General features: G+C 42.5%; 21 protein-coding genes and 1 pseudogene. 10 read left to right on the plus strand and 12 right to left on the minus strand.

Annotated features, from left to right (window positions below):
- Positions 1–74: 74 nt before the first annotated feature.
- From H6X83_RS01905 to H6X83_RS01915, 3 genes are read right to left on the minus strand one after another with little or no spacing between them, the layout of a single operon-like run.
- The gene (locus H6X83_RS01905) at positions 75–731 is read right to left on the minus strand and encodes an ABC-2 transporter permease (protein WP_212507493.1); all 657 of its coding nucleotides are present in this window, start codon (positions 729–731) and stop codon (positions 75–77) included.
- Entirely contained in the window at positions 728–1585 is an 858-nt protein-coding gene (locus H6X83_RS01910; RefSeq protein WP_212507494.1) for an ABC transporter ATP-binding protein, read from the minus strand. The genes H6X83_RS01905 and H6X83_RS01910 overlap by 4 nt, the downstream gene beginning before the upstream one ends.
- A gap of 3 nt (positions 1586–1588) precedes the next feature.
- Positions 1589–2962: a radical SAM protein gene (locus H6X83_RS01915; RefSeq protein WP_212507495.1), complete on the minus strand. Its 1374-nt coding sequence runs from the start codon at positions 2960–2962 to the stop codon at positions 1589–1591.
- Between the two features lie 530 nt (positions 2963–3492).
- Between H6X83_RS01915 and H6X83_RS01920 the strand changes: the two genes are divergently transcribed.
- Complete coding sequence (locus H6X83_RS01920; protein ID WP_212507496.1) at positions 3493–4026, plus strand: YyaL domain-containing protein; 534 nt, start codon at positions 3493–3495, stop codon at positions 4024–4026.
- A gap of 417 nt (positions 4027–4443) precedes the next feature.
- Here the strand turns inward: H6X83_RS01920 and H6X83_RS01925 are convergent, their stop codons facing one another.
- The 3 genes and pseudogenes from H6X83_RS01925 to H6X83_RS01935 all read right to left on the minus strand — a co-directional run bounded on the left by H6X83_RS01925 (position 4444) and on the right by H6X83_RS01935 (position 6664).
- A complete protein-coding gene (locus H6X83_RS01925) occupies positions 4444–4998 on the minus strand; it encodes an ABC-2 transporter permease (protein WP_484484217.1) in 555 nt (184 codons plus the stop codon).
- 61 nt (positions 4999–5059) lie between these two features.
- A pseudogene (locus H6X83_RS14850) lies at positions 5060–5513 on the minus strand (DDE-type integrase/transposase/recombinase); the annotation flags it as partial.
- Between the two features lie 128 nt (positions 5514–5641).
- Positions 5642–6664, minus strand: a complete 1023-nt coding sequence (locus H6X83_RS01935; RefSeq protein ID WP_212507499.1) for a LacI family DNA-binding transcriptional regulator — start codon at positions 6662–6664, stop codon at positions 5642–5644.
- Positions 6665–7087: 423 nt separating this feature from the next.
- Between H6X83_RS01935 and H6X83_RS01940 the strand changes: the two genes are divergently transcribed.
- The 4 genes from H6X83_RS01940 (at position 7088) to H6X83_RS01955 (ending at position 12480) form a co-directional block, all read left to right on the plus strand.
- Positions 7088–8476, plus strand: a complete 1389-nt coding sequence (locus H6X83_RS01940; RefSeq protein ID WP_212507500.1) for an ABC transporter substrate-binding protein — start codon at positions 7088–7090, stop codon at positions 8474–8476.
- Positions 8477–8595: 119 nt separating this feature from the next.
- Positions 8596–9459, plus strand: coding sequence for a carbohydrate ABC transporter permease (locus H6X83_RS01945; protein ID WP_212507501.1), 864 nt, complete (start codon positions 8596–8598; stop codon positions 9457–9459).
- 35 nt (positions 9460–9494) lie between these two features.
- Positions 9495–10325 (plus strand): carbohydrate ABC transporter permease, encoded by an 831-nt coding sequence (locus H6X83_RS01950; protein WP_212508461.1) that lies wholly within the window; start codon positions 9495–9497, stop codon positions 10323–10325.
- 94 nt (positions 10326–10419) lie between these two features.
- The gene (locus tag H6X83_RS01955) at positions 10420–12480 is read left to right on the plus strand and encodes a glycoside hydrolase family 31 protein (RefSeq protein ID WP_212507502.1); all 2061 of its coding nucleotides are present in this window, start codon (positions 10420–10422) and stop codon (positions 12478–12480) included.
- 80 nt (positions 12481–12560) lie between these two features.
- On the opposite strand, the gene H6X83_RS01960 is transcribed toward H6X83_RS01955, so the two are convergent.
- A complete protein-coding gene (locus H6X83_RS01960; RefSeq protein ID WP_212507503.1) occupies positions 12561–12932 on the minus strand; it encodes a substrate-binding domain-containing protein in 372 nt (123 codons plus the stop codon).
- Here H6X83_RS01960 and H6X83_RS01965 point away from each other — a divergent pair, their 5' ends adjacent.
- On the plus strand, positions 12933–14078 hold the full coding sequence (locus H6X83_RS01965; RefSeq protein WP_212507504.1) for an extracellular solute-binding protein: 1146 nt from the start codon (positions 12933–12935) through the stop codon (positions 14076–14078).
- 238 nt (positions 14079–14316) lie between these two features.
- Here the strand turns inward: H6X83_RS01965 and H6X83_RS01970 are convergent, their stop codons facing one another.
- The 3 genes from H6X83_RS01970 to H6X83_RS01980 all read right to left on the minus strand — a co-directional run bounded on the left by H6X83_RS01970 (position 14317) and on the right by H6X83_RS01980 (position 15797).
- Positions 14317–14658 carry a hypothetical protein gene (locus H6X83_RS01970; protein WP_212507505.1) on the minus strand — a complete coding sequence of 114 codons (342 nt, stop codon included), beginning with the start codon at positions 14656–14658 and terminating at the stop codon, positions 14317–14319.
- The gene (locus H6X83_RS01975) at positions 14613–14942 is read right to left on the minus strand and encodes a hypothetical protein (protein ID WP_212507506.1); all 330 of its coding nucleotides are present in this window, start codon (positions 14940–14942) and stop codon (positions 14613–14615) included. Before H6X83_RS01975 ends, H6X83_RS01970 begins: the two co-directional genes overlap by 46 nt.
- A gap of 582 nt (positions 14943–15524) precedes the next feature.
- The gene (locus tag H6X83_RS01980) at positions 15525–15797 is read right to left on the minus strand and encodes a hypothetical protein (protein WP_212507507.1); all 273 of its coding nucleotides are present in this window, start codon (positions 15795–15797) and stop codon (positions 15525–15527) included.
- A gap of 255 nt (positions 15798–16052) precedes the next feature.
- On the opposite strand from H6X83_RS01980, the gene H6X83_RS01985 reads away from it, so the two are divergent.
- Positions 16053–16838, plus strand: coding sequence for a sporulation initiation factor Spo0A C-terminal domain-containing protein (locus H6X83_RS01985; RefSeq protein ID WP_212507508.1), 786 nt, complete (start codon positions 16053–16055; stop codon positions 16836–16838).
- A gap of 258 nt (positions 16839–17096) precedes the next feature.
- On the plus strand, positions 17097–18533 hold the full coding sequence (locus H6X83_RS01990; protein ID WP_212507509.1) for a GHKL domain-containing protein: 1437 nt from the start codon (positions 17097–17099) through the stop codon (positions 18531–18533).
- 168 nt (positions 18534–18701) lie between these two features.
- Here the strand turns inward: H6X83_RS01990 and H6X83_RS01995 are convergent, their stop codons facing one another.
- Complete coding sequence (locus H6X83_RS01995; RefSeq protein WP_212507510.1) at positions 18702–20303, minus strand: response regulator transcription factor; 1602 nt, start codon at positions 20301–20303, stop codon at positions 18702–18704.
- The gene (locus H6X83_RS02000) at positions 20300–21805 is read right to left on the minus strand and encodes a sensor histidine kinase (RefSeq protein WP_212507511.1); all 1506 of its coding nucleotides are present in this window, start codon (positions 21803–21805) and stop codon (positions 20300–20302) included. The genes H6X83_RS01995 and H6X83_RS02000 overlap by 4 nt, the downstream gene beginning before the upstream one ends.
- Before the next feature lie 264 nt (positions 21806–22069).
- On the opposite strand from H6X83_RS02000, the gene H6X83_RS02005 reads away from it, so the two are divergent.
- The gene (locus H6X83_RS02005; RefSeq protein ID WP_212507512.1) at positions 22070–23245 is read left to right on the plus strand and encodes an IS110 family RNA-guided transposase; all 1176 of its coding nucleotides are present in this window, start codon (positions 22070–22072) and stop codon (positions 23243–23245) included.
- Positions 23246–23613: 368 nt separating this feature from the next.
- Positions 23614–24966 carry an ABC transporter substrate-binding protein gene (locus H6X83_RS02010; RefSeq protein ID WP_212507513.1) on the plus strand — a complete coding sequence of 451 codons (1353 nt, stop codon included), beginning with the start codon at positions 23614–23616 and terminating at the stop codon, positions 24964–24966.
- The last annotated feature ends 6 nt before the right edge of the window (positions 24967–24972 follow it).

The following is a 24972-nucleotide window of genomic DNA, read 5'->3' on the forward strand; positions in this document are numbered from 1 at the left end:
TGCCCACAATGCAGGCAACGCTGATACGGTTTTAGCTTCATGCTTTACTACACCTCGTAAATATATTTTTGTAATTATATTCGATGACTTTTCAAAACGTGAATTGTTATTTTAATTGAAACAAAAGCTGCAAGAATAAAAATACCTACAATCATTATAGCAACCATGTTTGCAGGAATAGAAGACATAATATTCGTAATTTTAATGTTTTTCAGGCTACTCAGAACAATAACGACAATAACCGGGATTAGAATAAATCCCATAATAAAATATCGACTGTTTGCAGTACCAAACCGATAGGTTGCTGGAATGGAAACACAGCCAAATATAAATCCGTAACAAGCAGTAATTAATGTATCAATTGTAATTATAGCAAATGACATAGGAATGAATCCAATCGCTGAAACAAAATTTCCAATGGTAAAAATTATGCCGCCGGAAATTATGCAATACAGAAATAGTGGAATATATTTACTAAGTGTTTCATCAGTTACGGAAACCGGCAAAACACGGACATAATTTTTCCATTTGGACTGTTCATCAAATGAAATAGACTGAATCACCAGCCCTGGCAGATAAACGCTCAACAGCATTGAAAGGATGGGTATAAAATACACTTTATTTGCTATGGAGCATACAACTGCTAATACAATCGGCATAAGTGACATTGCGCTCATTGTTTTTTTTGTCATAATCCAATCTTTACACCATAGCGCTAATACTTTATTCATTCGTTTTCTCCTTTAATGTACATAAGCATAATATCATCCAGACTGGCAATCTTTATTGGGAAATGATATTGCTCTTTCGGAAAATCAGAAGTGATCAATGCATGATATTTGTTACCTACTTTCAATGTGGACTCTAGAAATTGTGCTGGAATGGATTGCATTTCTTCTTCAGAACATTCAATAATCATCTGTTTTGTATTTAAATTTTCCGTAAATTCATCAAAAATTATTTTTCCATGATGAAGAAAGATGACTTTATCAGAAAATCCTTCCAAGTCGCTTGTTATATGAGTAGAGAAAAATACAGAATTTCCCCTGTTAGCATACTCTCTCAACATTGTCATCACTTCATGTCGTACAACAGGATCAAGTCCTGATGTAACCTCATCAAGGATTAAATACTTTGCCTGATGGCAAAGCGCAGTTGATAATAGTAACTTTGTTTTCATACCTTTTGAATAATTGCAAATTGGTTTGTCAATAGGCAAGTTGAATTTTTTCAAGAAACTATTATAAATTTTCAGTGACCAATTCGTATATATTCGTTTTAAAATGCGGCTTATATCCTGTGCATTCAGCTTGTCATAAAAAAAAATGTCGTCCTGAACAATACCAATTTGGTTTTTGATCTCCGCTTTTGCATCCATAATGTCCTCTTCACCGTATTTCACTTCACCGGTATCGCGTTGAATCTGATTTAGAAGCAGAGAAATCAGGGTTGTTTTCCCTGCACCATTTTCTCCAATCAGACCAACAATTTGTCCTGGTTTAACTGTAAAACTAATGTCAGATAAATGGAAGTTCGAGTATTTTTTCCCTAGATGTTCTACAGAAATATTGTTTTGCAAAGTCATATTTTAGTTTTCCTCCATAAAATGTATATATGGTAATATTTTAGCTCCATTTTTATTATTAGAGTACCATTTACATTCTGTTCCAATTTCACGAAAGTGCTTTAAGGATCTCAACAAACAATGTCCGCATTCGATTTTATAGCGGCACATTTTACAGAACTTAGATTCAGGATATGGTGCGATAGTTTTGCGGAGAACTGCAAGGAATTTTTTATTGTTATCATAGATTTCTTTTATGGAAGTTTTAAGAGCGTTTCCTAAAGGAATACTAAAATATTTTGCCGTATCCATATTGCACAATTTAATGAGTCCTGCTGAATTAATTGAAACATGAGAAACTATAGCCCCACAATTTGTATTTAAATTTTGCGGTTGAATTATCATATTCGGGAAATAGTTATTTACTTTTTTTATTTCCCTATTAAAAATAAGGACCTGATTTTCATTTAGGAAAAGAGGAGCGGCAGAAGAAGAATCGGTCTCTGCACGACCAAGTGGTGTAACGATGGAGGGCGAATATAGTTCAACCCCACTATCGTGACACCATTCTGCAATTTGAAAGATTTCATTTATGTTTTTAGAAGTAAAAATAGATGCTACGCGGATATTTACACCTTCATTTGTAAGTGTCAATATATTATTTTTAACCTTTTCAAGATTTCCACAAGACTGTGTAAACCAATCAAAATATGATGAATCTAAAGAATGTAAATCAATTTGCACAAAAATATTATTTTTGTTTTCTACTAGTACTCTCTGTAAACTATTTGACATATAAACACCATTTGTTAATAACATAACTTTTGGAATACCCTGTTGTAGAGCATATCTAATTATGTCAGAAATATCTGGATGCACACTAGGATCCCCACCTGTAATTTCTAATATATTAATTTTAATAGTTGCCAAATCACTTATAATTTTTTTACATTGATTAAGTGATAATTGTTGATTCAATTCTCGTCCATATGAGCCATAACAATGTCGACATCTTAGGTTGCAATTATTTGTAATTTCTAAGGTGGCAACAGTTGGATAGTCATTTTGTTCATTAATAATTGACGGACATGCATTTACTGGGATAGAAGATTTAAGTAAATCAAATGAATAATTATTTACTAGTTGATTTATAAACTGATAAATATTATTTTCAACATTTACTGGGGTTTCATTATATTTCTTTGTAAATATATTGACGATGGAATCAAAATTATGCTTTCCATCACAAAGTGTCAAAATATCAAATGCTACTTCATTAATTGGATTCTTTTGAGGCAGTGTTTTGGGGTTATTTGTGCACATAAGATAGTATATGGTTGATTGTGGTAATTTACAAATGTAGATTTCAGGTATAGGCTTAAAATAAATATATGACATAAAAATCACACTCCTAATTTGACAAAGGATTCCACCAATTTTGTGAAATTAGTGGAATCCTTTGTCATTATGTAATTAAAATTACCATTGAGTCAGAGAAGAACTTGAAGCCAAACTAATTGAGCCAACCAGTGCAGGAGTAAAGCCACATGTTCCACATCCCATACATCCTACACAGATGACGCAGTTCCATCCATTCGGTGAAATTTTCGCCATAGGCATTTTAAGATCCCTTTCTTTAAAAATTAATCAATCCGGATCAACTATGTATATATTACATTTTTTTTCATTATTTTTCAAGAGGTTGCTTCCTTTTTTGTGAATATATTGTTGTTTTAGCTAAAATAAGAACTAATGTAGCGTATGTAGTGGTAAGCGTTTTTGTAACACAACTGTGTAAATGAATCAAATCCGTATCTTGTTGCATAGAGCGTCCGATAATCGTTTTACGTGCGTTTGCACTGTTGAAGCTCTATGATGCAACGTTTAACGCAGATTATTTGGAACGGGCGACGGAAATATCTGATCAGATGATCAAATGTTTTTTTGACGAAAGCAAAGGCGGTTTCTTTTTATATGCCAATGACAGTCAGCAGCTTATCACCCGTCCCAAAGAAACCTACGATGGTGCTATCCCATCTGGCAACTCGGTCGCCGCATGGGTGCTTGCCAGGCTTTCTCGACTTACTGGCGAAAAAAAGTGGTTTGAATACAAAGAAAAACAACTTGCTTACCTTGCGGGACAAATACGGCAATATCCAGCCGGACACAGCGCCGCCCTATTCGCTTTTATGCAGGAGCTTTATTCTTCTCAAGAACTTGTATGTGTCACAACTGACGAGCAGAATTCCGCCGAACTTAAGAAATTTTTGCGGGAAAATGAGCTGCCGTTGCTATCCACACTGATAAAAACGAGAGAAAACCAGCTTATGCTTGCCAAATCGGCACCGTTTACCAGAGAATACCCGTTTCCGAAAGAGGGAACTGCTTATTACCTTTGCCAGGATGGTACCTGCGCTGCACCGGTGCACAATTTGCAGGACTTGAAACATCTTTTAGTCTAATCAGCCAGAAGGTAATTACTAACTTTCTATCTGGACGACTTTTGAAGGCAGGTCAGCAGAATGAATAATTGAAACAATGAAAAAAGCTAGACGAGATCAAGGTGCGTTTGATAATTACCAACCGTGGCTCATCATTGTACACTACCCTTCACTCGGCGCAGTAATCGTGTACGGGATGATTGTACCGGAGAATCCCAATCATTTTTTGTGTTGAGAATCATTTTTATTGTGGACATGAACCATCTTCTTCATTTTTTCAAGAAATGTACATTTCACATCTGTTTCTGTTTTAATATTATGACTTCTAGTTCCACATTTGGGGCAAAAAGATCCAATGTACACTTGCCCACAATGCAGGCAACGCTGATACGGTTTTAGCTTCATGCTTTACTACACCTCGTAAATATATTTTTGTAATTATATTCGATGACTTTTCAAAACGTGAATTGTTATTTTAATTGAAACAAAAGCTGCAAGAATAAAAATACCTACAATCATTATAGCAACCATGTTTGCAGGAATAGAAGACATAATATTCGTAATTTTAATGTTTTTCAGGCTACTCAGAACAATAACGACAATAACCGGAATTAGAATAAATCCCATAATAAAATATCGACTGTTTGCGGTACCAAACCGATAGGTTGCTGGAATGGAAACACAGCCAAATATAAATCCGTAACAAGCAGTAATTAATGTATCAATTGTAATTATAGCAAATGACATAGGAATGAATCCAATCGCTGAAACAAAATTTCCAATGGTAAAAATTATGCCACCGGAAATTATGCAATACAGAAAGAGTGGAATATATTTACTAAGTGCTTCATCAGTTACGGAAACCGGCAAAACACGGACATAATTTTTCCATTTGGACTGTTCATCGAATGAAATAGACTGAATCACCAGCCCTGGCAGATAAACGCTCAACAGCATTGAAAGGATGGGTATAAAATACACTTTATTTGCTATGGAGCATACAACTGCTAATTGTCGTGGTCAAGAAAAATTGTAACGCACCTACCCAAATCGTTTACGCAGCGTATCTTGTTTCAAAGGGTGTTCTGAAATGATTGAAAGAATGTGGACGAACATGGTTGTACCAACCATACGCGAATTCTTCGATAACACGGTAAAGCTGCTTTTCGGTTTCATAGCTATGTAGATAAATCAGATTGCTTTTGTGCGTGTTGAAATATCGTTCCATCGGAGCATTGTCATAAGGGCAGCCAACTCTGCTCATGCTTTGTCGAACACCGTGACGTTTGCAGAAAACAGTGAATTCTTTCAATACGAACTGGGAGCCTTGGTCACTGTGCAGGATCAGTTGACCTTTGCGAATGTGCTGGGCTTTCAGCATTTTTCGCAGAGTTATAACGCTTGCTTCCATTTGAGAGGTATAAGTATGTAAAGTCCGTACACCAAATGGTGTTGCGAGCGTCGACTGTGAAATTCTGCTGAACCAAATTTTTGAAAACCTTATATGCCGTTTTTGCTTAAAGTTAAATAACTAAAATAAGCGCCCTTGACTTCTTGGAAGAGGTCAAGGGCGCTTTGCGTCTGTGGCAGAAGTGACTTATCACATCGTTTATGCAGCTTGCGGGAAATGCTGTTTTTATTGGTCATCCTGCGCAATTGTACGCACACTTTTGCGTTCTACAAGGTGGACGGGCAGATGAATATTTGTTTCGGCGGGTGGTTTACCGTTCAGCATATCCATTAAAAGTGAAACCGCCATGGCGCCTTTTTGGGAGGGATCCTGATGCATGGTGGTCAGCGCGGGACGGGCATTTTTGCCTAAAATATTATCATCAAAACCAACAACTGAAAGTTCCTGCGGAATCTGCAGGCCGTTATCCTGTAAATAGTTCATCGCCAGCATAGCGTAGTAATCCGAAGCAAAAAAAGCAGCAGTAAATTCGTTTCTGCGGTGCAGCAGTTCAGCCGGTGCTTTTTCATGGTCATCAGCAGAGAAAGGAATATACCACGAATCCTGATAGGTGATTCCATGGTCATGCAGTGCTTCCCTGTATCCTTGAAATCGTTCGAAGTCAACACTGATCAGGTTGTCGGATGAAAAGGCAATTTGGCGGTGGCCGTGTTTAATCAGATAGGAAGTTAACTGATAGCCTCCACTGCGGTCATCCAAGCCAATATTTGCAAACAGATGATCTTTTCCATCGAAATAGGAGTCAATGAAAACAACGGGTTTGTGCGTAATTGTTTCGATATGTCCCCATGCATCTTTGTGCATATTACAAATGATGAGTCCGTCTACGTTCCAGGAAAGCGCCAAATGAATGGCTTCTTCCTCTTTATTTGTAATATGAACCATCATATAGAACTGGCGCTCCTCGATTGCAGCGGCAATGGAGCCGACTAGCTCACCGTTAAAGGGGTCTGCCAGTGCCTGTGCGCCGATGCCCTTTTCAAAGCACAGAATTACACCAATGATGCGGGTCTGGTTTCGAGCCAGATTGCGTGCATTCATGTTTGGAACGTAGTGTGATTCTTTGATTACCTGCTGCACTTTTTCAATTGTAGCAGGAGACACTTCTTGTGTGTTTCCATGAATGACGTTAGACACAGTCGTGGAACTAACGCCAATTTTTTCGGCCAGCTGTTTTATCGTTATCATTTTTTCAGTAGGTCCTTTCCAGCGCAAGGAGTGTAAAATCTTTTTCAATAAAATTATATTCCACATATAGAGAAAAAACAATCGAAGAACTGAATATAATGCCGGAAAAATCCGGTGAATATTTCTCAGCCGGCCGTTTGTTGCTGAAGATTGGCGGGAATACAGTGTATGTGCAAAGGAAAATACAGTTTTCAACGCGGTGCAAGCAGATAAAACATATACAAAATGAACAAATACTCGATTAAATTAAAAATATTTAAAAACTTATGCGCAAAAGTATTGCAAAATAAGAAAACGAGATGTATAATAATCACATAAAATCAGCAGAAAACAAAATAACTTTTGCGGCAAAGCTACAATAAAAATACGTACAAGAACCTGCTGATTTTTAGAATTGTATTGGAGAAAGGGAGTTGTTGTAAAATGAAATGCAAAAAGATCTTGGCAGTTGCAATGGCTGGCGCAATGTGTGCAGCTGCACTGACCGGCTGTTCGGGAAGCGGGGAGTCTTCCGCAGCCAGCACACCGACAAGCAAGGATGCTGCTTCTGCGTCCGGTACCTCTGCGGGTGCGGTTCCTACTGACAAAAATATCAGCCTCAGCATGTTTCAGTTTAAGGTAGAAGCAAAGGATGCGTTCCAGAAAGTGATTGACGCATATCAGCAGAAACATCCGAATGTGAAAATTACCATGGAAACAGTTGGCGGCGGTTCCGATTACGGTGCAGCACTGAAAACAAAAATGCAGTCTGACCCGCCGGCCATTTTCAATATCGGCGGTCCGCAGGATGTGAAGGACTGGAGCAGCAAGTTGGAAGACCTTTCTGACCAATCATGGGTTTCACACTTGCCGGCAGATTCGCTTTCAGATGTTAAGCAGGGAAGCAAGGTGCTGGGGATGCCTTTTGATCTGGAGGGCTACGGCATTGTGATTAATAAGAAAATGTTTGAAGATGCCGGTGTTTCCTATGATTCCATGCTTACATATGACGGCATGAAAAAAGGTTTTGATACACTGAAAGACAAGATTGCCAAGGGTGAGATGAAGGACAAATATCCGCAGTTGGAAGCAGTTATGGAATATCCGGCAAAGGAAACCTGGGTAATTGGCGATCACGACATCAACGCAGCATTGACACAGGATTTCAAATCCGCTACAGATGCATTCAACGCCAAGGAGATTCCTTTTAAAGCGGCGGATGCCTACAAAAAGATGATTGATTTTCAGGCCGGCTACACATCAAATGCAAATGACAAGGGTAAATTGAATTCCATTGATTACAGTACTTCTTTGGAAGGCGGCCTTGCGATTGAACGTGTTGCCGCGATTGAACAAGGCAACTGGATTGCGCCTTCCGTTACGAATGTAGATGCAAACGTGCTGCAGAAGCTGGACCTGCTGCCATTCCCGATTCCGGGTTATTCCGAAGGCACATGGCCGGTTGGTGTGCCGGAATACTGGGCGGTGAACAAGGATGTCAGTGCTGACCAAAAAGTAGTAGCAAAGGATTTCCTGAACTTTATGTATCAGTCTGATGAGGGCAAGCAGATTATCATCAATGACGCAAAATTTGCCGTTGCGTTCGACAACTACGGCGATTTGAAGCCAAGTGATCCGCTGAATCAGCGTGTTATGCGGGCTGTGCAGGATAAGAAAACCATGCCCGGCTGGGTTTACAGCGGCGCACCTGCCACTTGGACACAGAAAGTTGCCGGTGCCAATGTGCAGAAGTACCTGAGCGGTGAGGAAACCTGGGATCAGGTTGTAAAGAACTGCAAGGATCAGTGGAAGTCCATGCGTGCTTCTTCCTGATGTATTCCATTTGTTTACAAGTCAATACTTTCCTTATAGGGAGCCGCCGCTAGAACGGCGGCTTCTGTTCTAATGGGGAAACTTTACAGTTACATGATATTTCTAAGGGGGAATTACCAATGCGAAAAAGCAAAGCGAGGTTCTGGCTGTTTCTGCTGCCTGCGCTCGTTGCCTTTAGCCTGATTGTACTTATCCCAATGCTTATGGGATTTTGGTATGCGTTTACAGATTGGAACGGTATTTCAGAAAGCGCCAAATTTGTTGGTGGACGCAATTTTGTCACAATTTTTCAGGACCAGACCTTTCTGCACGCATTTGGCTTTACGGCGCTGTTTGCAGTGTGCGCAGTTATCCTGGTAAATGCTGTTGGCTTTGCTTTGGCGCTGCTGGTAACACAGAAGTTTCCGGGTGCAACGGCACTGCGCGGCGTATTCTTTATGCCAAACCTGATTGGCGGTTTGCTGCTGGGTTTTACTTGGCAGTTCATCTTCACCTCCATTTTTTCTGCTTTGGGAAAAGCAACCGGCTGGTCATTCTTAAACGGCTGGCTTTCTACGCCGCAGACTGGTTTTGCGGGGTTGCTGATTCTGACAGTCTGGCAGCTTTCCGGTTATATGATGATTATCTATATAGCGCAGCTGCAGCAGATTCAGGACTCTGTAAAGGAAGCGGCCCGCATTGATGGAGCAGGTCCGGGCAGTATGCTGGCACATATTACCCTGCCGCTGATGATGCCGGCTTTCACCATCGGCTTGTTCATGACGATTTCGAACTCCTTTAAGATGTTTGATCAGAACCTGGCGCTGACGGCGGGCGGCCCTTACCGCGCAACCGAAATGCTGGCACTCAATATTTACAACTCTGCATTTGCGGAAAACCGTTTGGGTGTGGCACAGGCCAAGGCAATCGTGTTCCTTGTTGTAGTGGCTGCAGTGGGCATTACACAGCTGCTGTTGACAAAGCGGAAGGAGGTTGAGATGTAATGCAGGCTACTAATACATTGGTCGTAAAAGCAGGTATGCACAAAAAGAATGTCACGTTGAAAATTGTATATATCTTAATTGGAATTGCGCTGGGTATCTTGTTCCTGTTTCCAATTCTGATACTTGTACTGAACTCCTTTAAAAACCAGAAGGGTATTTTCCTCAATGTGCTGGGATTTCCGGATGCAGGAACTTTCACACCGAAAAATTATCCGCAGGCATTTCAATCCTTAAACTATGTTCAGTCCTTTGCCAATTCTCTGGTCATCACAGTGGTTTCTACGCTGCTGATTCTGCTGGTTTCCTCAATGGCAGCGTGGGTACTGGTGCGGTATAAAACAAAAGCCAGCTCTGTCATTTTCATTCTGTTTGCAGCGGCGATGTTGGTTCCGTTTCAGTGTGTAATGCTGCCGTTAATGAGCATGGGTTCAGCACTGCATATGATTAACCGTGTTGGCTTAGTCATTATGTATGTCGGCTTTGGCACCAGCATGTCCATTATTATGTTCCATGGCTTTATTAAGAATGTGCCGGAGGAGTTGGAGGAAGCCGCTACGATTGATGGCTGCAATTCTGTACAGCTTTTCTTCATTATTGTGGTGCCCATGCTGAAAACTATTATGATTACCGTTGCCATTTTGAATGTGATGTGGATTTGGAACGATTATCTGCTGCCGTCACTTGTGATTAACAAACCGGGCTGGCAGACCCTGCCGCTGAAAACCTATCTGTTCTTTGGGCAGTTCTCCAAGCGCTGGGATTTGGCTTCGGCAGGCTTAATGCTCTGCATTATTCCAATTGTGGTGTTTTATCTGTTCTGCCAGAAATATATAGTCAAGGGTGTTACAGACGGCGCGATTAAGTAATTTGAAAAAGTATAATATAGAAAAAGGCCAGAGTGCCGCGCACTCTGGCCTTTTTCTGAATGTGGAGTATAATCGTATTACTGGAGGGAATCAAATGATAAAACTTTACCGATTCGGCCGGCCGTTTGCAACAGAAGCGGTTGTGGAAGCGCTTGCACCGCAGCCAGCGGAAACACTGCCGTATTTTTCAGTTCAAAATGACGGATGCGGCTTTTCGTGTGAGCTGGGAAAAGAAACCGCTGTTTACGGTTTGGGGGAAGCCATTCGCGGTATGAATAAGCGCGGATGGATCTACAAGAGCAACTGTGCAGATGACCCATCCCATACGGAGGGGAAACATTCCCTTTATGGCGCACATAACTTCCTTTTGATTGCGCGGGAAAAGCCTTTTGGCGTATTTTTTGACTATCCGGGCGAGCTGATCTTTGACATTGGGTATACCGAGATGAATACGCTGCAAGTTTCCACAAAAGAAGCGAATCTGGATGTTTATATCATTGACGGCGATGGTTTAGAGGATATTGTCCGGCAGTTCCGCAGGCTGATTGGCAGAAGCTATATTGCGCCCAAATGGGCTTTCGGCTATGGGCAGAGCCGCTGGAGTTATTACTCAGAAGATGAAGTCCGCGAAGTTGTGCGTCAACACCGTGAAAATCATATCCCGCTCGATATGGTGTATCTGGATATTGATTATATGGAGCGCTACAAGGACTTTACGGTCAATAAAAAAACATTTCCGCAGTTTCAGGAGTTTGTGCAGGAAATGAGACAGCAGAATATCCATCTGGTGCCGATTATTGATGCCGGGGTAAAAATTGAAAAGGATTATTCGGTGTATGAAGAAGGCGTACAGAATGGATACTTCTGCAAAAAAGCAGATGGCAGCCCGTTTGTCGGTGCTGTTTGGCCGGGCAAATCGCATTTCCCGGATTTCCTGAATCAAAAGGTGCGCGAATGGTTTGGCAAAAAATATGCTTTCCTGCTTCGTCAGGGGATTGACGGCTTCTGGAATGACATGAACGAACCGGCTGTTTTTTACTCAGAGGACGGTCTGAAAAACACATTTTCTGAGCTGAAGAAGCTGGAAGGTCAGAATCTGGATATGGACAAAGTCAATCATTTCCGCGGACTGGTGAATGATCTGTCCAATAATCCGGAGGACTATAAAAGCTTTTACCATAACTGTGACGGTAAAATGGTGCGGCATGACAAGGTCCACAATCTGTATGGCTATAATATGACCCGTGCCGCGGGAGAGGTTTTTGAAAAACTGGAACCAGACAAACGAATTTTAATGTTTTCACGGTCATCCTATATCGGTATGCACCGCTTTGGCGGCATTTGGACAGGCGACAACTGTTCCTGGTGGAGGCATCTGCTGCTTGAAATCCAGATGATGCCGTCACTGAATATGTGCGGCTTTTTGTATGCCGGTGCGGACATCGGCGGATTTGGGGATGATACCACAGCGGATTTGCTGCTGCGCTGGACCGCATTCGGCATTTTCACACCGCTGATGCGCAATCATTCTGCACTGGGAACACGCAAACAGGAAGCATACCGCTTCCCAGAGGCAATGCCTGCGCTGAAAAAATTGATTGGTATTCGGTATGCGCTTCTGCCGTATCTTTACAGTGAATACATGAAAGCCGCACTGCGGGGAAACCTGTATTTCCGCCCGCTGGCTTTTGTGTATCCGCAGGATAAGCAAGCCGCGGAGGTGGAGGACCAACTGATGCTCGGCGATGAACTGATGCTGGTACCGGTATATACACAGAATGCAAGTGGGCGCACAGTCTATTTACCGGAGGACATGAAGCTGGTGCAGATGCGCTCTGTTTCGGATTTTACAGTAGAAACCATGGAGAAAGGTTATCACTATGTACCGGCAGCGCTGGATGAAGTGGTGTTTTTCATTCGGTCAGACCGTTTGATTCCGCTTTCGTATGGTGGAGAATGTGTCAGCCAGGTCGATTTTAATCATCTGCGTTTGCTGGGAAATGTGCAGACCGCCGCCACTTATCAGTATTACAATGATGACGGCAGCAGCAAAGATTACGAGAATCCCGCACACTTTGCGGAAATTACCATGAGCGCTGACAGCCGCGTATCTGCTAAAGGAGATATGTGCTTGCAATTGGAAAGTGCGCTATAAAAATTGACTGGAACCTGCAGCAGGCTTCCAGTCAATTTTTTATGCTCTACTTTACCATCATGAAAAACCGCTCTATTTTGTTACGACCGTATGTACTTGTACTTTTGGAAACACCAAACTTTTTGGCCGCCGTGCTCTGGAATCTTCCAGCCCTTTTCGTTAAATGCCTGCAGCACGCCTACTGCCATGGCATCACTTGCAACGCAGAATGCAGTTGGCATTTTTTCACCCAGTCCTTCGATGGCTTTTACCGCCAGCCGGTAGCCTTCCTTTACAGAAAACGTACTGCCGATAAAAATCATTTCTTCATTTAAAAGATGATAATACTTTGCACTTTCACGGAAAGACCATTCACGCACATCCATGGAGGGCTGTTCTGTATCAATATTAAAGTCAGTTGCGCCGATAAAACTAATACTCTGATGCCCTTTGCTGATAAAATAATTGACCATTTGTGTCTGGAGAGCGAAACAAAGACCCTGCAGGAGTACGGGAAAAAATGGGGACAGGAAACCGGCAATACCGTCAATGTAGTCCATCAGACACCGGATCTGCAGAAATTCACACAGGCAGCCAAAAGCGCGGATGGTCCAGATGGTGTTTACGGTATGGCGAATGACCAGCTTGCAAGTTATATTTCTGCAGGTTTGGTGCAGGAAGTACCCGACGGCATGTTTCAGGAGGCGGACTATTCTCCGGCGGCTGTTCAGGCGTGCTGTGCAGACGGTAAAAAATATGCGCTGCCAATCGCGGTAGAAACCAACGCGTTGTTTTATAATACCAAGAAGGTTCAGAAAGCACCGGACAACTGGGATGAACTGATTGCCGACGCAAAGAAAAACGGCGGCATCAAGTTTAAAGCTACCAGCATTTATTATGACCTCGGTTTCCTGCGCGCGTATGACAGCTACATTTTTAAATACAGCAACAGCAAATATGATGCAAAAGACATTGGACTTGGCAATGACGGTGCGGTAAAAGCGTATCAGTTTATCAAGAGCCTTGCAGACGATAAATTCCTCACAGCGGATGTTACCAGCGACCTTGCAAAGAGCAGTTTTCAAAGCGGCGAAACCGCATTTTACATCGGCGGCCCATGGGATACAGACGGCTTTAAATCTGCAAAAGTGCCTTACGCAGTTGTACCAATGCCAAAGCTGAACGGCAAAAATTTTGTAACGCCGGTTGGCACACAAGTCGGTTTTGTCAGTGCAAAGTCACAGAAGCAGGGCGCTGCTTGGGATTTCTATAAATATTTAGCGAAAAACGCGGTCAGCGACCTTTATAAAGCAGGCGGTCGCATCCCAGCACAACTTGCCGCACAGAAAGAAATTGCTTCGGATGACACCACAAAAGCGTTTATTACACAGATTACTTGTTGTTTGCAGTTCTGCGGGATAATTGTTAATGCGTTGCTCCCTGCTGCGACTAAATCATTATTTCGTAATGCTGCTAGTAACGATACTTTACAATTGACAGTCGCTTTAACTGTGGAATTACTTATGGTTTGCGTGAGTTCAAAAATTCGACTTTTTAAAGTTGCTGAATTTCCTCTTAAAATGTTAGATTGGAATTCAAACTGGTTATGCCCAGATTGAATGCTGTTGATTAGTTTTTCAATTCCATTGATTTCATTATTATCAATCGATAATTGTTGTTCAGCTGTTGCTTTTTGATTTTTTGAAGTCTCAACATTTATTTGTAATAAAGCATCTACGACTTTTACAGTTTGCCAATCCTAACTTTTCCGCGGCCTTTATCATTCCCAAAACATTGGTGCCCTGCTTATTGTTCTGGCTACTTTTCGTATGGTTTCCTTTATTTCAGTTTGGATTGTTATTTTCCACGTTTTTCGGGGGCCGCTGACAAGCACGCAGCGCTAACAACATACAAGTACATGAATTGCATATTGTTATCCTTATCTATTATTGAAAAAACAATTATCAGTACAACCAGCAAAGAAATAGCAAGGATATAATACTTTTTCTTGAGTTTATGATAAACTCGCTCTTTCAATTTAAAAAAATGTTCTACAAGCAGAAAAGCAATCAGAAGGATGATTGCCGGCAGCAATTCCATAATTGTTTTTATTACAACGTTCATATGTAGTTCCCACTCCACAAAAGTATGATTTAAAAATCCTTTTTCTTTCGCTTTAGAAATTTTAAAGCGAGCCAAATTAAGGCACCTACTCCAATAATCGCGCCACCAATTGCAAGGATGGGAGCAAGCGGGGAATCATTTCCCACTGCTGTTACAAGCAGCAGTATGACGTTTAAAAAGAAAATCAGGTAATTGATGTAGGGCATAGGCCCCGAAGTGCTTTTTGCAAGGGTTAGATATACGTTGAAACCCGCCATAGCGCTCATCCAGAGCATATAATAAAACCAGAATGAATCAGAATAGTTTGTCGAAATAATTTCAAACAAGGCGACCATTTCTGTAAGCATCAAATTAATCACAGCAACATCCCTATCATAAAAAGTGGTATGTACCCGATGCTTCCCTGAGATATACAGTAAATGCCCATGCATTCATAGAAAACACAGTCAAAAATGATGAAAGACTTTGTGAATTTATTCCAATTATTTATAATTAGCACTCCTTCGTATGCAAACATCAGAAAAGGATATCATTGTATCCTAAATAAGGAGCAATGATATCCCAAAATGTTGTCAACTCATCATGCAGTTGCATACAAACCATATCCGGCCATAACTCCACCTATGGCTTCCTTCAGCAAAGGCCGGACATATTACACCACAATCACCGCTATCAGCCATTAATCTTACTTTCATACATGATCGACATGTATTTGTTCCAAAGTCCATTTTGAGCATTCCAGAATCCTCAAGTTCTGTATATTCAGCCATAGGCATTATCATTGTTGCTTCCAACTGTTTAAGACTCCTTTATTTTATGTAATATTTATTCAAAAAGGAATTTGCACTTAGGAGGGCTCTTCACAAGCTGTAAATTAACTTTTGAATCGGAGATAAACTATAATTTTTTGAACGCGCCATCGTTCCAAGGGTCTACGTTGTTCATATCAAATAAAACAAAAATGAGTGTAGCAACAGTGCAAATTCGATTTTTTTGCGGTTGATGACAACCAGTACGATTGCTGCTGTGATGAATGCGATTAGAATTACAGCAGCAATGCAGCCTGCCGATAAAAATTTTGCAGAAACCACCGGCTTGCGAAAATGGCCGCAAATTTTTTGTTTGAGCAGTTTTCTGGCAATCATAAACGTAATCAATTCCGCGGCAAAGGTTGGCAGCATGGTTATCGCAGGGTTAGATAACGTATTTTGCAAAGAAAGCATATCCGGCTTTTTATGCTGCAGTGCATAAAATAAGCCAATCAGTAAACCTAAAACAAATTGCAGTACAAACGCAAAGGCCTGAACCAGCACGAGCAGAAGCCAGTCCTTATTTCCTGTTTTTACGAGTAACTTTTTGGGTATTTCGGCTTTTGTAGGGAATTGTTGTTGCTTTTTGTTGGATGAATATTGTAAACACCATATGAATGTGCTACAATCTGGGAAAAGAGTATATTCTGGTGACTGCTTATGGAAAAGAGAATGTCCATCCTGCTTGTTGAAGATGATGAAAAGGATTGTCAGAAAATCAAGCAATATACCGAAGAATTGGATGATATAAGCCTGATCGGTATTACAAATAATTTAGACGGAGCGATTTGTTACACAAAAGAGTTCTTGCCGGAGGCCATTATTCTGGATTTGGAACTTCATAAGGGCGGCGGAAATGGATTGAGCTTTTTGTGTGAACTGAAAAAGCTTGAATTGCCGTATCACCCGTTTGTGTTGGTAACGACTAATAACTGCAGTGATATTACATATGAATGTGCTCGTGAGAACGGCGCAGATTTTATTATGGCGAAGTATCAATCGGACTATTCTCCGGAGGGCGCCGTAGATTTTCTTAGGATGATGAAAACTGCAATTTTCAGCAAGATTCAGTCCCTTTCTCCGGAACATGAAACAAGCGAGTCTCCAGAGCAAAAGGAAAAACGCATTGTCAGCGAAATTCATCGGGAGTTTGATCTCGTCGGAATGAATCCCAAGCATGTCGGGTATCGATATTTGACAGAGGCCGTTCAGCTGGTTCTCGACGAACCAGTTCACAACTTATGCTCAATTCTGGGCGCTAGGTTTGGAAAAACAGATGTAAGTATAGAGCGAGCCATGCAGAACGCAATTAACAAAGCCTGGCGAACTTCCGATATTGAAGACCTGCTCAAATACTATACCGCGCATATCAACGCGGAAAAAGGAACCCCAACCATAACCGAGTTTATTTATTATTATGCAGACAAAATCAAGAATCGGTACTGAAAATATTAGACTGTAAATTTGTATATGTTAGAGTTTTTCAAAGTAGTTTCGAAGCCATTGCAGTATTTGCCACATATGTTTTATCCCCCCTGTTAAATTTTCTAAAACTAGGATAAAACTATTGTAAAACAATTTGCGTTTGTTATGATGATTGGATTTCTGTAGAATTTCGTTGGTTTATGTTATGAAAAGGGGGATAAACTAGATATGTGGGGATCCTATATTAAGTATTTTGGCATTATTTTTGGAAGTTGCTATATGTATGAAAAACTTTTGCATCTAAAGCAAAACAATCGAAAAATGCTTCTCAATTTAATTTATGCTCTCATAACAGCTGCCTTGATGTGTGTGATACTGATGAGATATAAATTGCTCATTATACCGGCATTGGCAATTTTGCTATTTGTCTTTTTGACACGGATAAATCAAACAGAGAGAAAACTGTCTGTTACAACAACGCTGCTCTCAATCAGCCTAAATTATATTGTCAATTTTATTTCAGCGTTTTTAGCAGCTGCTGTATTTGGACTTTGTAATTTGAAAATTTCAGGTGGTACTGAAATACTCAATTCTGCTTGTGTGACGTCATTGCAGTTGCTTTTGAGTTACCAGCTTTTCAGAATTCGGCGTTTGAAAAATGGTATGCCTTTTTTAACCAAAATAGGAAGCAGCGAAGGTGTATTGATTAGTTTGATATTGATATGCAGCTTTATTTGTATTAGTAACGTTTATTTTTCAGAATTGTGTTTTTTCATGTTTCTAATCTCTTTTATCCTTTTAGGCAGTGTGTTTGCTTTTGTCTGGTGGCAGAACTGCCTGACAAAAAATTACTTGGAAAAACTTAAGAGCAATGAATTTCAACAGCTGCAAGGCACGCTGGAAGAGCAGCAGGAGGAGATTCATCGTTTAAAGGAATCGAATGATCAACTCGCCAAGTTAATTCACAAGGATAATAAATTGATACCCGCAATGGAACTTGCGGTTAAAGAATATTTGGAACAAAGTGAATCGGAAAAGTATTCGGAGCGAAACAGCGAGGGGCACATGCTGCTCGAAGAACTGCGGTCTATTTTTGACGAACGTGCAGACGCTTTGAAAAGTTTCAGCTTTTGTCAGAAAGCGCTGCCTGTTTCGGGTGTGTTTCAGATCGATTCTTTGCTGCGGTATATGTACTGCAAAGCACAAGGAGCAGATATTCAGCTGGAATTTACGTCTTACGCAAGTATGCAGTACTTAACTGAAAACATTATATCTACATCAGATTTAAGAACAATTTTAGCCGATTTACTTGAAAACGCCATTATTGCGGTTAAAAGCAGCAATGCAAAGAATCGAAAGATTTTGATTGTGCTTGAAGTAGTGAATCAATCTTATGAAATAGAAATATATGACAGCGGCATCCCGTTTAAACGAAAAACGATTCATTGTCTTGGAAAAAGGAACAATACCACTCACGCAGCAGATGGTGGAAGTGGAATCGGGCTGCCAACTGTTTTAGAAACTTTGCGGTATTATAAGGCTAGTTTTTATATTCAGGAGTTTCGTAATGTGAACGATGCTTTTACGAAAAAGGTATCAATAAAATTTGACGGTCTCAATCAATGTATTGCCCAGACAGACAGCAAAGAAATTATAAATATCATTCCGGCGGCCTATTATTTAGATGTACAGGCGAATGAAAAACTGATATCGTAAATCAAAAAAAGACAGAGCAGGCGAAAAGTCCGGTGTGCATATCAATAATATTGCCTGCGAAGATTACCGCGTGTTCAATATCACGGTAAAATAAGTTTATAAAACAGCAAAGCCCCGAAACCAATGGAATGTTTCGGGGCTTTGTACGGTATGCAATTCGATTGTTTACTATATCCTGTCAATACTGCGCCGCATATATTCCCGAGGAGAGCACCCCTCTACTTTTTTAAAAACCTTGCTGAAGTAAAACGCGCTGTCAAAACCGAGCTTTTCGGCAATTTCATAGATTTTACAGTCGCTGTTCGCCATCATTTCCTTGGCGGCAGCGATTTTTTCGTGTGTGATAAACTCTACAAAATTCTGACCGGTTTCTTTCGCGAAAAGCTGACTGAGATAGTTGGGGCTAAAGCCAAAAAATGCAGCTACTTCCGGTAGTGAAAGTTTGCGGTTTAGGTTTGCACGGATGTACTGCATTACTTTTTGAACGGTATGTGCTTTGTAGGTTTGGCGCCGTTTCGTCAGTTCACAGACAAGGCCGCTTTGCAGTATGGTGATCCATTCAACAACTTGAACAACGGTTTGGCAGCGATACAGGCAGCGGTAACTGTCTTCTCCCGTAAAAATGCGGTTTAACAGGGTTTCCCCGTCCGGCAGCAGTGTAATTGACATATAGAGCAGGGTGCTGGCGATGTCCAGTGCTTCAATATAGTGCGAAGGCTGTGCTTTCAGCGCGGCTGCAATTTTGGAAAGTGCTTGTGAAAGTACATCCATATCCAACTGTTCGAATGCCTGTGCAATTTCTTTGCGATAAAAAGGAATGTCCAAGGACGGCGGTGTGCTTTCTGTTTGTGGGTCAAAAAACGCAATGTGCGCCGTGGAAAGAACGTGTCGGGCAGAAGCATAGGACTCGGAGATGGCATAGGGATCCTTGACTAAGCGACCAATGCGGCAGGTAAGTGTTACATTAAAATAAGAATACACCGTATCGGAGGCTTCCTGAAGAATCGTTTGCAGCAGGTGCTGTACGTCGGGCAGTTCCTGCTGGCTCAGGCAGAAGGTAATGTTGAAATGCCGCAAGTCCAGGCTGGTAATGTAGCAGGCCATGTAGCGGTTAATGGTTTCACGAATCATATGAACTGTACCGGAGTAAAGCTGCGTGCGCTGTTTACAGTTTTGACTGGACAACGAAGCGGAATCTAATATTTCGCAGTAACATACCGTGTATGCATTAAAAGAAAAGTCTACCTGAAGTTCTTTGCGCTGCAGTTCATATTGCTGTCGGTTTTCAAATAAGCCGTTGTACAGGCGGATAAAGAACCGTTCATACAGAATGGAGAGGTCGTCCATTGTTCCGGCTGGAGAAGTGCCCTGCCGGCGGGTGTATATTGTGGCAAGCAGTTTCAGGCACCGTTTAACAGCATCCGCAAGGGACTCAGAGGTCAGCTCTAACTTAATAAGGTAGTCCACGGCACCCAGCCGGATGGCTTCCTTTGCAAACTGAAATTCCTCAAAGCTGGTAAGCAAAATGAACAGCGGAAGTTCGCTGCCTGCTTTCCGGCATTCCCGCACTACCTCCAAACCATCTTTTACGGGCATTTTAATGTCAATCAGTACAATATCCGGTTTTTGTTCTGCAATACGTTTCAGAGCTTCTTCTCCATTGTGTGCAACACTGCAAAGTTCAATATTGTACGCATTCCAATCAATCATGGATTGCAGTCCGACCAGCACTAAAGGCTCATCGTCTGCCAGCAGAAGCTTAATTTTCATGTATTTTTCTCCATCTTTGCAGAATTTTTGCAGTTGTCCGGCAGCAAAATAACCATTTTTGTGTATGCACCTTCCTTGCTTTCAATCGAAAGGCCGTACGGTTTGCCAAAGTTGTACTGCAGCCGCTGGTTGATTGTATGAAGCCCTAACTTTTTGAACATACCGGAAGGTTTTTCTGCATCATCGGTCAGGCAGTGCATGGCGGTCTGCGGTGTCATGCCAATACCATCATCTTTCAGAATGACGGCAATGTCTCCGGATTGCAGACGGACAGCTTTCAGCAGAATGGTTCCTGCGCCGCCCTTGGGCTCGATTCCATGAAAGATAGCGTTTTCCATAAGCGGCTGCAGCGTAAACCGCGGAATTTTTGTATCCAGTACATTTGGGTCAAGTTCCTTTGTCAGCTGAATAGAACCGCCGTAACGGTACTTTTGAATGACGTAGTAGTCATCCAGCAAGGCAATTTCCTCCCGCAGCGGCAGAAGTTCCTGTGTACCCTTTGAAATGTTTTTCAGCAGTCTTGCAAGGGAGGTGGTCATTTCCGAAATGCCAGCGGCACCCTGAATGGTGGCCATCCATTTAATAGAATTCAGTGTGTTGTACAGAAAATGCGGGCTGATTTGGCTTTGTAGCATTTTATACTCCAAATCCTTTTTCTTTTTCTCGTCATCCACTCTTTCCCGCAACAGTTTGTCTACATTTTGCGAAAGATTGTTGATGCCGCGGCCGATGTCGCCAAATTCATTGTCCCATTCCAGTTCCGGAGCGGGGGAAAAGTCTCCCTGGGCAATTTGATTCAGCCGGTGGCGCAGGCTGGCGACTGGCGGGTTGATTAATCGGTCCAACACCAGTCCAATCGCGATGCCCAGCAGGATAATGGCGGCGCAGATAATGAGCAGCAGCCGCGCGTAAAGCCAAAGCTGCTGGTGTACCAGTTCCAGCGACAGTTCGTTGGCCATGTACAGCTTTGGGATTGCCTCTACCGGGTAAACCACCAGTTCCACCGGGGCGGCTCCCTTTACCGCGTACTGGCCGACAAGGGTGCCGCTGTGTAGGGTGTTCTCTTTGGTAAGTGACCAGCTTCCGGCCATGTGCTGCGTGGTGTGCAGCGTGCCGCCGGAAAATTCCAACAGCGCCTGTGAAGGCAGCTGAATAAAGAAGCGGTTGTTTGCGCTGACGTAGTATCCCTTGAGTGAGTCGGTTAACACAGAGGTTTTTACGGAAAGATAGGCATACCCAATAATCGTGCCACCGCCGCTTGCGGTAATTGGACGCGTAATTGTAAGAATTTGTTCGTCTGGCATCAAATAATCCGTAGAAACGGATTGCCAGGCCTGCAAGCGCTGCAGCCTGAAGTCTATGTGCCGCGCGTAGGTTTGAAAAAAAGACACACTGCAGGTCGCCAAAATCACGGCAACAACCAGGCTGAAGGTTACGGTGATAAGCTGAATTCGCCCCTTGACGGTTTGAAAAAGCGGACGTTTAAAGGTTTGGTGATACATAACAATTTTCCTCTCCAATTGCTCCTTGTATTATAGAGTAGTAGTTATTAGAGCCCCTCTCCAAGGGCTGTGCTACACTGTAATGGATGCTGTGGATTGGTATAATTCTCCTACCACCAGATGGTTTTAGAAAGGTTCCAACCACAGCCCTTTGCAGTTTTGTTAATCAGTTAAATACCGCCAGACGGTTTATGTAGAACAAGGTTACAAAGCAAAGCGTTCTGTGGATGCAGCATCACAATTTTTACCGTCGGAGGTTTTGTTATGATTTCTGTTGGAATTGATGTCGCCAAGGACAAGCACGACTGCTTCATCATCAACTCAGAAGGCGAAGTTCTTGCGGATGTTTTCACCATTCCAAACAACATGGATGGCTTTCAGCGCCTGCTGCAAAGGATTCGGGATTGCTCCTCGCCTCAGGACAAAATAAAAGTAGGGCTTGAGGCAACCGGGCATTACAGCTACAACATCCTTGGGTTTCTTCTTAACAACGGTCTTCCCACCTATGTCTTGAACCCCTTGCACACCAACCTTTACCGGAAAAGTCTCAGTCTCAGGAAGATGAAGACCGACCGAGTCGATGCGCGAACGATTGCAGCTATGCTTTTGTCCGATGTGAGCCTCAAGCTCTACACAGACACAGCATACCACAATGAGGAGTTAAAGTCACTGACGAGATACCGTTTTGACAAGGTGAAAGAGCGCGGAAGGCTCAAGCAGTCAATTGCCCGCTTGGTCTGCATCCTGTTCCCTGAACTGGAAAAGCTGGTACCCACACTTCATATGGTCTCGGTCTACGCTCTGCTCGATGAGTTTCCTGGAGCAAAGCAGATTGCCAATGCGAACCTGACGCATTTGAAATCCGCGCTTTATAGCGCTTCCAAGGGCCGCTACGGTAGGGACAAAGCTGTCGAGATACGCGAGTCGGCCAGGACCTCGATTGGCTCCGTGATGCCGGCAAAGTCGCTGGAGTTACGGCATACCATCCGTCTTATCCGGGAACTGGACGAAGAGATTGATGAAATTGAAGCGGAGATTCAGCAGATCATGGATGAACTGCACTCTCCCATTACGACGATTCCCGGCATTGGCTGCCGAATGGCTGCCATGATTCTCGCTGAGGTTGGCGACTTTTCCCGCTTTGACTCTCCCGACAAGCTGCTGGCTTACGCAGGGCTTTCGCCTTCTACTTACCAATCCGGGCAACTTAAGAATTGTTATGCCCACATGGAGAAACGCGGCTCCAGATACCTGCGCTATGCCATCTTCAATGCCGCCAAGTATGTCTGTCTTTGGGACCCGACCTTTTCTGCCTATCTTGCAAAGAAACGGGCAGAAGGCAAGCATTACAATGTTGCCATCTCTCATGCTGCCAAAAAGCTGGTACGCCTCATTTTCGCCTTAGAGAAATCCGGAGAGTCTTACCGCTTGTCAGCGTAACTTTCACTTGATAGTCTTTGCGGTACCCTGATGGGTCTCTGCTTTGCTATACCTTTTTGAGCCATCTGCTTTTTTGATCACCATCCTCAGTTTCGGGCTTGACTTTTAATAGTTAATCTTTCTATTGTAGCATGATTTCAAAGAAATCGGAATTCCTGTTTTACCCTTTTGCAAAAGAAGCAGAAAAAGTACATCTTACAGAGAAAAAATATATTATTTTTTTGCTTCCATGCAGAATGTGATAAGATAATGAATCATTTCTGTGCAAAAGTGCATTCAAATTTTCTTCTTCAAACGGTAAACTAAAAGCACAAACAAGCCGTACAGGAATCTTGTCCGGCGGCAATTAATGGGAGGTAATCAGAATTATGAAGCACAACAGACTGCGCCGCACCACAGCGGTAATTTTAACAGCAGCACTTGCTGTGGGTTCTTTGGCAGGCTGTGGAGCAAACACTGCCAGCTCATCTGCCAATGGTGCCGGCAGTACAGCGGGCAGCAGTGCCGCAACCAACGCAAAGGTGACCATCAAACTTGCCATGTGGGATAAAAGCAAAACGACATACTTGCAGCCGCTGTTTGACGCGTACACAAAAAAGCATCCAAATGTCAGCTTTAATGCGGTCGACCTTGGTTCTTCGGATTACATTACAGCGTTGACGACCCAGCTGGCGGGTGGTTCCAGTGATTTCGACGTGGTTTCTGTCAAGGATATTCCTAGTTACGTCAGTATGTCAAAGGCCGGGCAATTGGAGGATATGACGCAGACCATTGCAGACAACAGCCTTAAAGATGAGGACTTTGGCGGTGTGCTCAGCCAGATGAAGTACACAGACGGTAAAACTTATGCAATTCCGTTCCGCAATGACTTCTGGGTTATCTTTTACAACAAGAAGCTGCTTAAGGAAAAAGGTATTGAGCCGAGCAATGACCTGACCTTTGACCAGTACAACGAAATGGCAAAGAAGCTGACCAGTGGTTCCGGTAACAATAAGGTTTACGGCGACTATTTCCATACCTGGCCCTCCACCGTGCAGCAGTTTGGCATTCTGGATGGAAAAAATACGATTTTAAATGGTCTTGAGGGCAAGGACTATACTTTCCTGAAGCCGTACTATGAGACGGTTCTGAAGCAGATGAAGGAGGGTACCTGCATGGATTACGCAACAGCAAAGTCTTCCTCCGTCCATTACAGCGGCGTGTTTGAAAATGGTCAGGCTGCTATGATTAATATCGGTGCCTGGTTCATCCCAACTTTGATTAACGACATCAACAGCGGCAAGGCAAATGAAGTAAAAGACAACTGGGGTATTATGAAGTACCCGCACCCCACCGGTGTTAAGGCAGGTACGACCATTGGTACTCTGACCAGCATGGCTGTTCCCACCAGCGCACCGAACAAGGATGCCGCCAAGGACTTTGTTGCATTTGCAGCAAGCAAAGAGGGCGCAAAGGTTTTGGCAGCAAATGGTTCTTTCTCTGCTTACAAGGACCAAAGTGTTGTTGAAACATTGAAAAATATGAAGGGCTTCCCAGGAAGCGACAGCATCAGTGCAGAAGCGCTGAATGTAGAAAAGGCTTACCTGGAATTCCCGGTGACCCCGAATGCCTCTGAACTGGACGGCCGCCTGACAGAATCTCATGATGCTATTATGACAAAGGCAAAAACGATTGACGAAGGACTTGCCCAGATGAAGAGTGATGCAGAGTCTTTGAAATAAGATTTT

The organism is Caproicibacterium amylolyticum (assembly GCF_014467055.1).
Lineage (GTDB): Bacteria > Bacillota > Clostridia > Oscillospirales > Acutalibacteraceae > Caproicibacterium > Caproicibacterium amylolyticum.